Annotated in this window: 13 protein-coding genes and 1 pseudogene; 5 read left to right on the top strand and 9 right to left on the bottom strand. The window is 57.1% G+C overall.

Annotated features, from left to right (window positions below; all coding sequences use genetic code 11):
- Positions 1-62: 62 nt before the first annotated feature.
- The 9 genes and pseudogenes from M5C71_RS24000 to M5C71_RS23965 form a co-directional block, all read right to left on the bottom strand.
- Positions 63-389, bottom strand: coding sequence for a hypothetical protein (locus M5C71_RS24000; RefSeq protein ID WP_103497418.1), 327 nt, complete (start codon positions 387-389; stop codon positions 63-65).
- Positions 386-1,300, bottom strand: a complete 915-nt coding sequence (locus M5C71_RS23995; RefSeq protein ID WP_103497419.1) for an alpha/beta hydrolase — start codon at positions 1,298-1,300, stop codon at positions 386-388. The genes M5C71_RS24000 and M5C71_RS23995 overlap by 4 nt, the downstream gene beginning before the upstream one ends.
- Positions 1,301-1,347: 47 nt before the next feature.
- Positions 1,348-1,425, bottom strand: a pseudogene (locus tag M5C71_RS33765) (outer membrane lipoprotein carrier protein LolA); the annotation flags it as partial.
- Between the two features lie 32 nt (positions 1,426-1,457).
- Positions 1,458-2,771 (bottom strand): flavohemoglobin expression-modulating QEGLA motif protein, encoded by a 1,314-nt coding sequence (locus tag M5C71_RS23990; protein ID WP_247263340.1) that lies wholly within the window; start codon positions 2,769-2,771, stop codon positions 1,458-1,460.
- A 9-nt stretch (positions 2,772-2,780) separates the two neighbouring features.
- Complete coding sequence (locus M5C71_RS23985; RefSeq protein ID WP_103498376.1) at positions 2,781-3,485, bottom strand: TetR family transcriptional regulator; 705 nt, start codon at positions 3,483-3,485, stop codon at positions 2,781-2,783.
- Between the two features lie 105 nt (positions 3,486-3,590).
- Positions 3,591-5,093, bottom strand: a complete 1,503-nt coding sequence (gene lysS / locus M5C71_RS23980; RefSeq protein WP_103498377.1) for a lysine--tRNA ligase — start codon at positions 5,091-5,093, stop codon at positions 3,591-3,593.
- Between the two features lie 96 nt (positions 5,094-5,189).
- Positions 5,190-6,285, bottom strand: a protein-coding gene (gene prfB / locus M5C71_RS23975; protein WP_103498378.1) for a peptide chain release factor 2 whose coding sequence is annotated in 2 segments (ribosomal slippage) — positions 5,190-6,212 and positions 6,214-6,285 — 1,095 coding nt in all. Because the reading frame shifts where the segments join, the coding sequence is not laid out codon by codon here.
- A gap of 88 nt (positions 6,286-6,373) precedes the next feature.
- Positions 6,374-6,811: a type II toxin-antitoxin system YafO family toxin gene (locus M5C71_RS23970; RefSeq protein WP_248768883.1), complete on the bottom strand. Its 438-nt coding sequence runs from the start codon at positions 6,809-6,811 to the stop codon at positions 6,374-6,376.
- On the bottom strand, positions 6,811-7,359 hold the full coding sequence (locus M5C71_RS23965) for a hypothetical protein (RefSeq protein WP_103498380.1): 549 nt from the start codon (positions 7,357-7,359) through the stop codon (positions 6,811-6,813). The genes M5C71_RS23970 and M5C71_RS23965 overlap by 1 nt, the downstream gene beginning before the upstream one ends.
- A 273-nt stretch (positions 7,360-7,632) precedes the next feature.
- Between M5C71_RS23965 and M5C71_RS23960 the strand changes: the two genes are divergently transcribed.
- From M5C71_RS23960 to M5C71_RS23940, 5 genes are all read left to right on the top strand, one after another.
- Positions 7,633-9,840, top strand: a complete 2,208-nt coding sequence (locus M5C71_RS23960) for a type VI secretion system tip protein VgrG (RefSeq protein ID WP_247263341.1) — start codon at positions 7,633-7,635, stop codon at positions 9,838-9,840.
- Complete coding sequence (locus tag M5C71_RS23955) at positions 9,837-10,838, top strand: hypothetical protein (RefSeq protein WP_248768882.1); 1,002 nt, start codon at positions 9,837-9,839, stop codon at positions 10,836-10,838. The genes M5C71_RS23960 and M5C71_RS23955 overlap by 4 nt, the downstream gene beginning before the upstream one ends.
- Positions 10,835-11,521 (top strand): hypothetical protein, encoded by a 687-nt coding sequence (locus M5C71_RS23950; RefSeq protein WP_248768881.1) that lies wholly within the window; start codon positions 10,835-10,837, stop codon positions 11,519-11,521. Before M5C71_RS23955 ends, M5C71_RS23950 begins: the two co-directional genes overlap by 4 nt.
- 250 nt (positions 11,522-11,771) lie before the next feature.
- Positions 11,772-12,296 carry a hypothetical protein gene (locus tag M5C71_RS23945; protein WP_248768880.1) on the top strand — a complete coding sequence of 175 codons (525 nt, stop codon included), beginning with the start codon at positions 11,772-11,774 and terminating at the stop codon, positions 12,294-12,296.
- Between the two features lie 20 nt (positions 12,297-12,316).
- Positions 12,317-12,727 (top strand): hypothetical protein, encoded by a 411-nt coding sequence (locus M5C71_RS23940; protein ID WP_248768879.1) that lies wholly within the window; start codon positions 12,317-12,319, stop codon positions 12,725-12,727.
- The last annotated feature ends 141 nt before the right edge of the window (positions 12,728-12,868 follow it).

Raw genomic sequence — 12,868 nt, 5'->3', positions numbered from 1 at the left:
CAGGTTAAAAAAACCGCCTGATTCAATCAGGCGGTTTTTTCACGTCCGGCCTCTGGAAAAACCTACTGCACCAACGTCGGCGTTTCCTGCCCCATGCAGCGCACCGCCTGCTTCTGGCTGTTCACCAGTACGCCGGTCAAGCCCTTCTGTTCGGTGTCGAACAGCACCAGCACCCCGTCAATGCACTGCGCGGTTTGCGCCGCCGGTTCCAGCGAGATCTTGTAATCCTCCCCGGGCACCGTCTTGAGCATGGTGAACTCGTTCAGCAGCAGCGCATCCTCCGGTTTGGCGAAATGCAGGTAACCGTAGTACCACAGGCACGCGACCGTACCGATGATGCTGCAGATACCGGTGAGGATCAGGGGAATGGCGTTACGTTCTTCAGTCATTGCGGACTCTCTGGTTCAACATTCGAATTCGGGACAGGCGGATAATTCGGGATCTCGCCCAGGCGGCGCAGGCCGTTGAAGTGCTGCGGGTCGTCGAGGTAACGCAGCATCACCAGGCGCCAGGTCGGGTCGCCGAAGGTCTGCACATGGCCGCCACGGGTCAATTGCAGTACCCGCGGCGGTGGTGCTGCCTGATACAGCTGGATGCCATTGACCAGCGGCACGACCGGGTCGTCGAGGCTGTGGAAAATCAGTTTCGGCACCCCGGTCAGGCGCGGCATGGCCTTGATCGCGCTGTCGCCATCGGGCACCAGCCAGGACAAGGGGATTTGCAGGGGCCAGGTCAGCCAGGACGACGCAAGGGCATCACGCCCCACCGAACGGTAGCTGGCCGGCGCGCCATCAAGTACCAGGGCCTTGAGCCGCGACTGGTATTCGGGATGGCGCTCCACCAGGTAATGCACCACCAGCGACCCGCCCAGGCTCTGCCCCAGGACCACCAGGGGTTTGCCCTGGACTTGCGGGGCCTTTTGCAGCCAGTCGAACGCCGCATCGATATCCTGGTAGACCGCCGGCAGGCTCGGTTCGCCTTCGGACACGCCATAACCGCGATAATCGAGCATCAATACCTGGTAACCCTGCTCCGGCAACCACCAGCTGCCGCCCAGATGCCCGGACAGATTGCCGCCGTTGCCATGCAAATGCAGCACCGTGCCCTTGACCGCCACGCCGGCCTTGACCGGCAGCCACCAGGCGCGCAAGCGCACGCCGTCGGCGGTGGTCAGGGTGACATCGCGGTATTCGAGGTGCGCTTTAGCGGGAGTGAACGGCAGGCCGCGATCGGGGTAGAACAGCAGGGAGCTACAACCGCCCAGGGTCAGCAGCAGGCAGAGCATGCCGAGGATTCTCATCCGTTTGAAGCCTCGCTAGATAAGGAGAAATGTCGCCAACCCTCACCTGTAGGAGCGAGCTTGCTCGCGATGGAGGCACAGGCACCTCGGGGCACCAGATGCCCCGCGTTATCGTTGACGACCATCGCGAGCAAGCTCGCTCCTACAGGGTCGGCGGTCAGAGGATATTAGAGTAATCCGCCTCGATCCGATCCAGGCTCAAGTGGTTCAGGAAGTTGCTGAAACACATCCAGGCCGACAGCGCATTCATGTCGCGGAACTGTTCCGGCAGGTACTTGGGCGGCACCACCAACCCCTCATCCACCAGTTGGCGCAACGTGCGCATATCCTCCAACGTGGTCTTGCCGCAAAACAGCAGCGGCACCTGCTCGAGCTTGCCCTTACGCACGGCCAACTGAATATAGTTGTAAACCATGATAAAGCCTTTGAGGTAGGACAAGTCTTTGGTAAATGGCAGCCCCGTCGGTGTCGAGCCACGGAAGATCCGACTGGCATTGCCATAGCTTTCCGCCATTTCGAAACCCTGCTCGCGGAAGAACTCGAACACCTGGAGGAAATCCGCGCCCTGCTCCACCATGTCGATGGCCCGGGTACGGTTGGTCAGCTTGCGCAGGCGGGTCGGATAGGAGGCGAAGGCAATCACCTCCATCAGAATCGCCAGGCCTTCCTGGGTCACTGTCGACGACGGTGGGCCCTTGGACAGGAAGGTGCAGATCGGCTGGTTCAAGCCGTTCAGGGTGGTGCCGACATGCACCAGGCCTTCATGCACCTCCAGCGCCCGCACATCCCGCGAATTGAACATCGCATCGGCGCGGATCTTGATGTAGTCGGCGCCCGCCGCCGCGTCGGCGACAATGCCGTCGGACTCGAACACCCGGATGGTTTCCTCGGCCTCGCCGAACACCTTGTTCAGGCGACTTTGCAGCATATCGACCGCCTCCTTGGCGGTCAGGGTCTTGGGCTCGTCCTTGAGATCACCCCGGCCGTCGATATTGTTCAGGTAATCGGAGAGCATCAAGCCGAGGTCGGCCAGGGTCGGATCACCGGCGTGGAACGCATCCGAAGCAGCGCCGTACAACTCCTGGGAGATCAGGCCGAAATCCGCGGTGCCACGGGCTTCGAGCATCCGCACCACCTGCCGGTACTCGCGGCACATGCGGCGCATGATCTGCCCGACCGGGTTGAACTGGCCGAGCCGCCGGGTGATATCGCGCTCGATATTCTGGAACTCCAGTTTCACCGCGCTGGAATCGAACGACAGCGGCCGCGAGGCATAATAGTCGCGATCCACCGCCGGCATTTCCTTGCCCTTGCCCTTGAGAAACGCCTTGCGGATGTTCTCGTCCCACTTCACCGCGTCGAGCACGCGAATCGGCGTCTGTGCCAGCACAATGCGATCAGAGAGGCTGCGTATCGTCTGCTGGTAATCGTCCAAGGGTGACTCCTGAAGGTGATACCGGTGAATAGCCATGCACAGAGCCTAGACCGAGGCCAGCACCAAGTGCATGTAGCGCGAGAGGATCCCCAGCATGTCCTGTTCGGACTGGACCTCGGCGTCGTTGAGCAGGCCCTGATATTCCATCCGTCCGATAATCGCCGTCAACACTTTGGCATCCTGCTGAGGCTCTTTGGTACCCAGTACCTGGACAAACTGGTAGGCGCCCTGCAGGAGAATCTGTTGGTGCGAACGCACCAACACCGCCAGGCGTGGATTGAGCAGCGCTTCCTGACGAAACGCCTGCTCAGCCATCAGGTGCTCGCGACGGTTGTGCAGTTGCCGCTGGATGTAGTCGACAATCATATGGGCGATGTCGTCGGCCACTTGCGCCCGCGAGGCCGCACTGCCGTCACCGTAGGCGACCATTTCCCGCAATATGCCTTCGGTGTTTCCCCACAGCTTGGCCATGAAGGCCGCACTGCGCTCGACATACTGGGCGAAGGTATCGGTGAGCAGGTCATCGATATCCTTGAAGTAATAGGTAGTGGCCGACAGCGGCACATCGGCCTCGGCGGCCACCGCGCGGTGCCGCACCCCACGCACACCGTCGCGCACGACAATGCGCATGGCGGCGTCAAGAATCGCCTGTCGTCGTTGCTCGCTTCCCTGTCGACTGGCCTTGCGCCCTTGATACTGAACGCTCTCAGCCACCGCCGTAGCGACGCCAGCTGCTCCCTTTTGCGCCATTGCACGCTCCACTACCGGTCTTCCTCTCTTGTAATAATCTGAAACATCAGTACCAATAGACAATAAAAAAGCCGCCTTGTGAGGGCGGCTTTTTCAACAGCAATTTTATGCTTGCGGCCGCATGTGCGGGAACAGGATCACATCGCGAATCGACGGTGCGTTGGTGAGCAACATCACCAGGCGGTCGATACCGATGCCCTCGCCCGCCGTCGGCGGCATGCCGTACTCCAGCGCCCGTACGAAGTCGGCGTCGTAGTGCATGGCTTCGTCGTCGCCGGCGTCCTTCTCGGCCACCTGGGCCTGGAAGCGCTCGGCCTGGTCTTCCGCGTCGTTCAACTCGGAATAGGCGTTGGCGATTTCACGACCGCCGATAAACAGCTCGAAACGGTCGGTGACGTTCGGGTTCTCGTCATTGCGACGGGCCAGCGGCGAGACTTCGAACGGGTACTCGGTAATGAAGTGCGGCTGTTCCAGCTTGTGCTCGACCAGCTCTTCGAAAATCATCACCTGCAGCTTGCCCAGGCCTTCAAAGCCGAGCACCTTGGCACCGGCCTTCTTGGCGATCGCGCGGGCCTTGTCGACGTCCTGCAGGTCGGCGGCGGTCAGCTCAGGGTTGTACTTGAGGATCGAGTCGAACACCGACAGGCGCACGAACGGTTCGCCGAAGTGGAAGACCTTGTCGCCGTACGGCACGTCGGTGCTGCCCAGAACGGCCTGGGCCAGTTCACGGAACAGCTCTTCGGTCAGGTCCATGTTGTCTTCGTAGTCGGCGTACGCCTGGTAGAACTCCAACATGGTGAACTCAGGGTTGTGCCGGGTCGACACGCCTTCGTTACGGAAGTTGCGGTTGATCTCGAACACCCGCTCGAAGCCACCGACCACCAGGCGCTTGAGGTACAGCTCCGGCGCGATGCGCAGGTACATGCCCATGTCCAGCGCGTTGTGGTGGGTTTCGAACGGCTTGGCCGCGGCACCACCGGGGATGGTCTGCAGCATCGGCGTTTCCACTTCCATGAAATCGCGCTGCATCATGAAGTTGCGGATATGGGCGATGACCTGAGAACGCACGCGGAAGGTCTGGCGCACTTCTTCGTTGACGATCAGGTCGACGTAGCGCTGGCGATAGCGGGTTTCGGTATCGGTCAGGCCGTGGTGCTTGTCCGGCAGCGGGCGCAGCGACTTGGTCAGCAGGCGCACGTCGGTCATTTCAACGTACAGGTCGCCCTTGCCGGAGCGGGCCAGGGTACCAACGGCGGCAATGATGTCGCCCAGGTCCCAGGTTTTCACCGCGGCCAGGGTCTCTTCCGACAGGGTCTTGCGGTTGACGTAGACCTGGATGCGCCCGGACATGTCCTGGATCACCATGAACGAGCCACGGTTGAGCATGATGCGACCGGCAACCTTGACCGGGATCGCCGCCTCAGCCAGCTCTTCCTTGGTCTTGTCGGCGTACTGTTTCTGCAAGTCTTCGCAGTAGGCGTCGCGACGGAAGTCGTTGGGGAAGGCCTGACCCTTGGCGCGCTCGGCAGCCAGCTTTTCCTTGCGCAGGGCGATCAGGGTGTTTTCTTCCTGTTGCAGGGCTTGCGGGTCGAGTTGTAGGTCGCTCATGTCTTTAGATTTTCCATCACAGGTTCGTTGCCCCCGGCCTTCGGCAGGGGTTCACGGCAGGCGGCGCGCCTTGGTGCGCGCCGTCGCCGCAGTGCCTTAAAGCCCTTGCTTGAGGCTGGCTTCCAGGTATTCGTCGATATCGCCGTCCAGCACCTTGTCGCAGTCGCTGCGTTCGATGTTGGTGCGCAGATCCTTGATCCGCGAGGCGTCGAGTACGTAGGAGCGGATCTGGTGACCCCAGCCGATATCCGACTTGGTGTCTTCCAGGGCCTGGGAAGCGGCATTGCGCTTCTGCACTTCCTGTTCGTACAAGCGCGCCCGCAACATTTTCATCGCGGTGTCTTTGTTCGCGTGCTGGGAACGTTCGTTCTGGCAGCTGACCACGGTGTTGGACGGTACGTGAGTGATCCGTACGGCCGAGTCGGTGGTGTTGACGTGCTGACCACCGGCACCGGAAGAACGATAGGTATCGATCCGCAGGTCTGCCGGGTTGATCTCGATTTCGATGTTGTCGTCGATTTCCGGGGAGACGAACACCGCCGAGAACGAGGTGTGACGACGGTTGCCGGAGTCGAACGGGCTCTTGCGCACCAGACGGTGCACGCCGATCTCGGTGCGCAGCCAACCGAAGGCGTACTCGCCCTTGATATGCACGGTGGCGCCCTTGATCCCGGCGACTTCGCCGGCGGACAGTTCCATGATGGTGGCGTCGAAACCGCGTTTGTCGGCCCAGCGCAGGTACATGCGCAGCAGGATATTGGCCCAGTCCTGGGCTTCGGTGCCGCCGGAACCGGCCTGGATATCCAGGTAGGCGTTGTTCGGGTCCATTTCGCCGCTGAACATCCGGCGGAATTCGAGTTTCTCGAGGGCGGCGCGCAGGCGTTCGACTTCAGCGGCGACGTCGTCGACGGCACCCTGGTCTTCTTCGGCGGCGGCCATTTCCAGCAGGTCGCGGGCATCGCTCAGGCCGCTGGACATGTCGTCCAGGGTCTCGACGATCAGCGCCAGCGCGGAACGCTCGCGGCCAAGGTTCTGGGCGTATTCGGGGTTGTTCCAGACAGCCGGATCTTCAAGCTCGCGATTGACCTCGGTCAGGCGCTCATGCTTTTGATCGTAGTCAAAGATACCCCCGAATGGTTTCGGAGCGCTCGGACAGGTCCTTGATACTGTTAAGGATCGGGTTGATTTCCATGGCGGGCAGCACTCGTCGGTGAACTTTTGAAAGCCGACGAGTATAACCGAGTTGCACGCGTCCCGGCAGCCCGCTTGGCGGGGTGATTTCAGTTTTCGCCGCGAAACTTCTGCGCCAATCTGGCCAGGTATCGCATCAGCTTCTCTTCCCGCGCCCTGGCATGCCCATCGGGATACAGGACCGCAAGAAGACAGTAACGATGTTCTTCCAGCTCTCCGCGCACATAAACAAGAGCGGCGTCCTTTTCCGGAGCGCTTCTACGACAGACTCGATCGATCTGAGGAAGGTTCTTGGGAAACTTTTCCGGCGGAAGCTTCAAGTGGATATGCATGAGGTTTGCATTAAACGCAGCTGCCGGCCAGACGTAGGGAGCGTCGCGCCCAAATCGATCTGAAGGAATGCCTGTCTGCTTATAGGTAACGAAATCATTCAGTAGAGCGGTGTCCAGTCCTGGATAATCCTTTAGAACATCCAGAAAAAGCTCGCGGTAGGACTCCGGATGAAAGATGGCTGACGCCCTGGACATCAGGCGTTAGCCAACTCAATCAGCCTCTGGGTGGAATGCTCGGCCAATGCGCGCAGCCCTTCTCCATCAGCAGTACTTTCAAAGGATTCCGGCACTGTCAGCATTTGAGAGAGCAGGCTGTGGGTAATCGCCATTTTCTCCCTTGCACGAGCCATGGACCGACGAAGATCCATATGGACCTCGGCCAACCCCTCCGGGACAATCGCACTGCGTAGCGTCAGTTCCATGCCGCGAAAGCTGTCCAGATTCCGCCCCAGATCTTCAAGTTTTGCTTGAGCATCCAGTCCTTCAGGAGTACGGGCCGGATCTCTGGCAAGCATGTCTTTGATGATGCTTGCGAACCCGTTTTCTACCTGCTTCGCCTTTTTTATCAGCCCGTGAATCTCGATAGCGAGCTGACTGGACTTCTGGCTGGCCTCATTTCTGAAGCCGCTATCGTGGTCCGCAGCAGCCTGAACCGATACCGCAGCACCATACCCACCGATCAACGCGAGCGCAGCCAATAGCAGCGATGCGGTGGGGATGCTGGGTGGTGATTCAGGCTTCATGTTGAAATACCCGTTCAAGGAGCGGTCTGCTCAAAAGTATTTTGGTGTGCAATTATTGTACAGCATCACACCGTATCGTGATATTTCAGCAACCCTCCACCTGCTTAAGCCCCCCAGCAGTAGCACTTTCACTTCTTCTGGCAAAAAATTCCGCTACCGCGTCAGTCTTTTTAACCTTGAAATGTAAGGCATTTCTGTTTTTTCACAGACCTATTCAACGCGCCGCCGAGGACAAGCAGACTCCCCCCTTACCGCTTGAGTAAGGGACTACGAATGTTCATTTCAGCGCCGTTAAACCGCTTTACCCTGACCCTCCCGGGCCTTGCCCCTGAACTCCAGGTACTGGCCTTCAAAGGCAGTGAAGCCATCAGCCAGCCCTATCGTTTCGAGCTGGAACTGGTCAGCCGCCGCCCGGACCTGAACCTCGACGAGCTGTTGCACCAGCAGGGCTTTCTCGCCTTCAACGATAGCGGCGCGGGTATTCACGGCCAGGTCTACAGCATCGGCCAGGGTGATACCGGTCAGCGCTGGACCCACTATCACCTCACCCTCGTGCCGCAACTGACCTACTTGGGTCATCGCTTCAACCAGCGCATCTTCCAGAACCAGACCGTACCGCAGATCATCGCCCGGGTGCTCAAGGACCACGGCATCCTCGGCAACGCCTTCAGCTTCAATCTCGCCACACCCCTGCCCGCCCGCGAGTACTGCGTGCAGTACAACGAATCCGATCTGGATTTCATCCAGCGGCTGTGTGAGGAAGACGGCCTGCACTACCACTTCCAGCACAGCCCGGCCGACCATCACCTGGCCTTCGGCGATGACCAGACCTTCTTTCGCCGGCTGTCCAATGCCGTGCCCTATGTGCCGGACAGCGGCACCGTGGCTACGACCGCGAGCATCAAGTCCTTTGACCTGCGCCTGGAGACCCGCAGCAGTCATGCGGCCTTGCGTGATTACGACTTCGAGAAGCCGCATACCTTGCTGGAGCGGACGACCCACTGCTCGGATTCACTACCGAAACCCGTGTTGGAGGACTATCGCTATCCTGGCCGCTTCAAGCATGACGACGCTGGTAAACGACTCAATCGCCGTCAGTTGGAGCGCCATCGCGCCGACTATCGACAGGCTTCGGGCAAGAGCAATGCGCCACAACTGGCCAGCGGTCATCTCCTGACCCTGAGCGACCATCCACAGCCGGACTGGAATGATCTCTGGCTGCTGACCCACCTGACCCATGAAGGCAAACAGCCGCAGGTCCTGGAGGAGTCGGCACCGATCCCGAGCGTTGCCGACAGCGATTTCCGCCAGGGCTACCGCAACAGCTTTCTCGCCACGCCGTGGGATGTGTTCTTTCGGCCGCCGCTACAGGTGCGCGAATCCCGTCGCCTGAATGCCCAGACCGCTATCGTCACCGGCCCGCCCGGCGAAGAAATCCACTGCGACGAATATGGCCGGGTGAAGGTGAAGTTTCACTGGGATCGTTCCGACGAAACCGGCGCCCACAGCAGTTGCTGGTTGCGGGTGGCGTCCGGCTGGGCCGGGCCGAGTCATGGCGCCGTCACCCTGCCCCGTGTCGGCATGGAGGTGCTGGTGACCTTTCTCGAAGGCGACCCCGATCAGCCACTGATCGTCGGTTGCCTGAACAACGCGCTGCAGCAAGCGCCCTACCCTCTGCCTGCGCACAAGACCCGCAGTGTGTTCAAAAGCCAGAGCAGCCCCGGGGGTGGCGGCAGTAATGAGATCCGCATCGAAGACCTCAAGGGCCAGGAACAGATCTATGTGCATGCCCAACGGGATTTCGAGCAGCACATCGAACATGACCAGCATGTACAGATCGGTCATGAGCGGCATGAAAGCGTCGGTGCCAACAGCTACGTCGAGTTCAAGGCCGAAGAACATCATACGGTTCACCAGGATCGACGTTGCGAGGTGAAGGGTGATGATCATCTGACGGTGGGTCGAAGCCAGCAGGTGAAGGCGGGGTTGGGTTACCTCGTTGAGGCTGGTCAGGAGATCCATTTCTATGCAGGCAAAAAAATCATTATCGAGGCCGGTGCCGAATTGACGATCAAGGTAGGCGGTCACTTCATCAAACTCGATGGCAACGGCATCAGTCGTGTAGGCCCCGACGCCGCTGGGATCGCTGGTACGGCAGCGAGAGCTGCCGTGTTGACAGCCCTCAAACCCGCAGCCGAGGGACAGGCCGGAACTACACATCACATACCCGGCAGCTCGTCCCAAGAAGCCCACGACGAGCAGATGCAACTGCTCAGCCGCTCCGGTACGCCGCTGAAAGGGATCAAGGTCACCGTTGCAGTGCCTGGAGAAACTGCCCCTCAGGTTGTCACCAGCGATGCCGACGGGCTTCTCCCTCGCATCAAGACCCAAACCGCCCAGGACCTAAAGGCGTTTCTGAGCTGGGACAAATTCCATGTCCCGGAAGGCGCTGACAGTTACGAAAGGAGTCGCAAGCAATGAGCGCAGATCCGATCCTCACATGCACCACCAATACCCGACCCGGCTCGGTCTCTCAGCAGACTTTTGACTGCGCAATACTCTGGGCCTGGGGTCAGCAGGAAGCGATACGTCGGCTGACAGTAGAGAGGCGCGATCCCTATTCGCAACACGTACGCAGCGAATTGGTCGCCAGTTTCAGTGCCCGTGCCGCGCGTATCGCGGCGACCTATGCGCGGTTCTATCTGGAGTTGGAAGACGGTGGAAAGCCCGAACTGAAGGGACGTTTCTACTGGATGGGTCTGGCGGCCTTTGCCAGTAAACAAGTCAAGTGCGGGTTGGACTTCATACCGGACGCTCTGGCTGTCTCAGTAGGGGATTATCTGCCCAATCCAATGGCCATCGGCAAGGACGGGCTGGGTAAGGGTAACTTTTGGTTGTTCCAAGACATTTTTGTCTGGCACTGGTTTTACAGCCAATTTCCCGAACAATTCGAAGAATGTGCGTTGGAGCGTAATGCGCTGAACTGCCCTGAGTTGGCACTGGCGGGACTAAAAATCTTGCCGTGGGCGGAGGAGGCGTTGGCAACTTTGAATAACTTCAAAGTAAATTCTTATATTCTTGAAGCTTTTGAAATCATCAAGAAGTGCGAGCAAGCCACCACGGAAAACAAGCCAGACCTGCAGTTCGACTCCCTTTTAGCCATAGCCAACCATGAACAGCTAGAAATCCTGCAGCCACTTATCTACGAGAATCAAATTTTCCAAAAAGTTTTGGACCTCCAAGCATTGACAGAAGGGTTTCCCGGCTTCCCCTTAAGGGTTGCAGCTTTCAGTACGACATGTGATGTAGAAGAAGAAAAGCTTCGAGAGCAAATGACGGAAGGGGATCTGTACAACGAAACGCACAGAATGAATTTCATTACAAAAATTGCAAACACATATCATTTACTAATGCAATACAATACCGAATACATGGAGGAGTGCATTACCTCTATATCCAACTGGTCTAATGCCGCATGAAAAAAATCTTGGTGGCAACACTAATACTTGGACTCACTGCTTGCGACACCTCGAGTAATCCAGAGAAGCAAAAAATGAAAGACAGCCCCCCTATCATCAAAATCAACCTTCACGAAGATATAAATGATGTCATAGCGCGCAGCCCAATACCATTCAAATCTGACTGCTTAGCGGCAGCGGGTGTATGCTGGCATGAAATATCTCGTTCACCCAATAGCAAAGAGCTCCCTATCGCCAGTATAAAGACGGGGGCTCACACACTACTATTAAAGAATGTTTCAAGAATAAGCACTGCCATCTTTGACAGATTCGGCAGCCAAATCGAAAACATAGAAATCGTTTTGAGAGGCCTTCCCGACAACAGCCTACACACGGACCATCAAAATGCCATATACCACCTAATCGACGGTATCCAACGTGCTGGTTGGACTCACTACTACCGTAGGAGCGACCCTAGAGTTTCGGGCAAAGAGATGGACAAAATCGACACGCCGCGGGAAGTCCTTGGAAAATTCACATCCAGCCATCCTTGGCTAGACCCAAACTATAGAGTCGACATAGATCGCTGGCTTAAAGTAGGTTCATTTTATAATTGGTTTTTTACAACAACGGCTCATATCTGCACCTTAGAGCGTGGCGTCGACTTTCAAAAAAACACCCTAATGAAAGAGGAACCTATCTAATAAGCCTGGAGTTCTCGACAGAGGTAGAATTTTGGCGAACTCCCTTCCAAGGCGAAGACAAGCTTCGTTGGAAAGAGTTACTACCAGATGTGCTAGCGACCGCTAAAAAACAACGCAAAGAGCAGGAAACCAAAGCCCGAGCCGCGGGTATAGAAATTGATGAATCGTATCAAGACCCGTTGATCAACGCACTGAACTTGTGACCGTTGGAAATCCCGATCTTTCTTCCGATTGATATCGAGGAGCTTGCATGAATTTAAAAATATTCATCGAACGGGCCAAACGCTTGTGCACCGAAACAACGCCCACGATACTTAAAGCCGATGAGCCGACAGGCGAAACACCGATGGAGCTATTCATTATTGACGACCACACAACCCATTACCTCTCGTTCAAAACAGGAGAAGAGTCATTTCTGGGAAAAATAACGGGTATCGTTTTTTTAATTTTCACCCCTCCATTTCTGATCATGGCCCTGCTCTTTCTTCTGAGCGGGGATTGGGAGGACGCACTTTTACCTTTTGCAGTTGCCGTCACGGTATTTCCGATTTCTTTTTATGGGAATCTCGCAAACACCTTCCACCGCCCATTCTATTCAACAGGCGCACGAGGGAAGTTTATTTCAATCACAGAGGAGAGTTATTTCATACCCCTTGGGATGACATTCAGGCCATCGCCTATGAGTTCAAAATTTTCTCCCCCCATACTGGTAGCCTGCAAAGCGCCGCTCTGGAAATACTCATTCGCAGACTGGGTGAACCAGAAAATGCGCTAATGCTCAGCTTAGGACTGCCAATGGGAAAAAATTTGACCATGCAAAAAAGCCTTTGGGAGTACTTGCGATCTTATATGAATAATGGCCCCTGGTTTAATGAACATGGAAACCATAGCGAGTCAGACGAATACATCAAAGAGCAACTGGCTTTTGATGCACGCCCTTCAACCTTTTTGGGGCATCAACTGAAAACGGTAGCTGAAGAGAAAGAAGCAGCCAATGGTAAACCTTACCCAAACTCTACAAACATCATTCTTCTTGCAGGTTTTTTCTTTCTCCACCCGGCAAGCCTCATAGAGGATCGAATATACAAAATAGCCAAGCGTCGCAGCTCTAATCACTGGCCAGAAATAGTATTGGAGCGCCTGCGCCCCGATGGCCCAACCACCCGATTGATTGATTTGGAACGTGAGCGCGGGCTGGACGTTTAACTCACACAACCTTTCAGGCCAACGTCGGCTCGTGTCGGAGCCGGCTTTATTGGTGATAAGACTCTCAAGATTTGCATCGCCAGAACTGACGCCTTCGCGGGCAAGCTCCGCTCCCACAGTATTTGAGTCGACCCCGGATAT

This window comes from Pseudomonas sp. MWU12-2345, from assembly GCF_023242385.1.
Classification (GTDB): domain Bacteria; phylum Pseudomonadota; class Gammaproteobacteria; order Pseudomonadales; family Pseudomonadaceae; genus Aquipseudomonas; species Aquipseudomonas gingeri_D.
This window is presented reverse-complemented; position numbering and strand designations above follow the sequence as displayed.